We start from the raw sequence: 1,294 nt of genomic DNA, 5'->3' as shown, positions 1-1,294 counted from the left end.
GGCCAGGCCTCAGCATTTTATTATGGTGATCCCCTGGGCGAAATGCGCCTGGTAAGCAGAGTTTTTGAAATGTAAGGCCTTTGAATAAGACAAAAGGCTGCCTCATCGCTAACTTTGCAACAGTGCCAATTTATGAGTAAAGGATTATGTCCACGATAAGCACCTGGGTCGATTCCTGGGAGGCGGCCATGAGGGTAGGGAAGCGCCGTCCCGTCAAGTCAGCGTAATGCTCTGCCAGTGTTACAACCAATTAACCAATTCTGATTAGAAAAACTCATCGAGCATCAAATGAAACTGCAATTTATTCATATCAGGATTATCAATACCATATTTTTGAAAAAGCCGTTTCTGTAATGAAGGAGAAAACTCACCGAGGCAGTTCCATAGGATGGCAAGATCCTGGTATCGGTCTGCGATTCCGACTCGTCCAACATCAATACAACCTATTAATTTCCCCTCGTCAAAAATAAGGTTATCAAGTGAGAAATCACCATGAGTGACGACTGAATCCGGTGAGAATGGCAAAAGCTTATGCATTTCTTTCCAGACTTGTTCAACAGGCCAGCCATTACGCTCGTCATCAAAATCACTCGCATCAACCAAACCGTTATTCATTCGTGATTGCGCCTGAGCGAGACGAAATACGCGATCGCTGTTAAAAGGACAATTACAAACAGGAATCGAATGCAACCGGCGCAGGAACACTGCCAGCGCATCAACAATATTTTCACCTGAATCAGGATATTCTTCTAATACCTGGAATGCTGTTTTCCCGGGGATCGCAGTGGTGAGTAACCATGCATCATCAGGAGTACGGATAAAATGCTTGATGGTCGGAAGAGGCATAAATTCCGTCAGCCAGTTTAGTCTGACCATCTCATCTGTAACATCATTGGCAACGCTACCTTTGCCATGTTTCAGAAACAACTCTGGCGCATCGGGCTTCCCATACAATCGATAGATTGTCGCACCTGATTGCCCGACATTATCGCGAGCCCATTTATACCCATATAAATCAGCATCCATGTTGGAATTTAATCGCGGCCTCGAGCAAGACGTTTCCCGTTGAATATGGCTCATAACACCCCTTGTATTACTGTTTATGTAAGCAGACAGTTTTATTGTTCATGATGATATATTTTTATCTTGTGCAATGTAACATCAGAGGGCACTGTTGCAAATAGTCGGTGGTGATAAACTTATCATCCCCTTTTGCTGATGGAGCTGCACATGAACCCATTCAAAGGCCGGCATTTTCAGCGTGACATCATTCTGTGGGCCGTACGCTGGTACT

The 1,294-nt window shown here is 44.6% G+C and carries 1 protein-coding gene and 1 pseudogene; one reads left to right on the top strand and one right to left on the bottom strand.

Annotated elements, in window-relative coordinates:
* A pseudogene (locus DD606_RS25245) lies at positions 1-75 on the top strand (IS6 family transposase); the annotation flags it as partial.
* 189 nt (positions 76-264) lie between these two features.
* Here the strand turns inward: DD606_RS25245 and DD606_RS25240 are convergent.
* Complete coding sequence (locus DD606_RS25240) at positions 265-1,080, bottom strand: aminoglycoside O-phosphotransferase APH(3')-Ia (RefSeq protein WP_000018329.1); 816 nt, start codon at positions 1,078-1,080, stop codon at positions 265-267.
* Between the last annotated feature and the right edge of the window lie 214 nt (positions 1,081-1,294).

Source organism: Enterobacter cloacae complex sp. GF14B, from assembly GCF_004136805.1.
Taxonomy (GTDB): domain Bacteria; phylum Pseudomonadota; class Gammaproteobacteria; order Enterobacterales; family Enterobacteriaceae; genus Enterobacter; species Enterobacter hormaechei_C.
The sequence above is the reverse complement of the archived record's forward strand: the minus strand, read 5'-3'. Positions and strand labels throughout refer to the sequence as shown.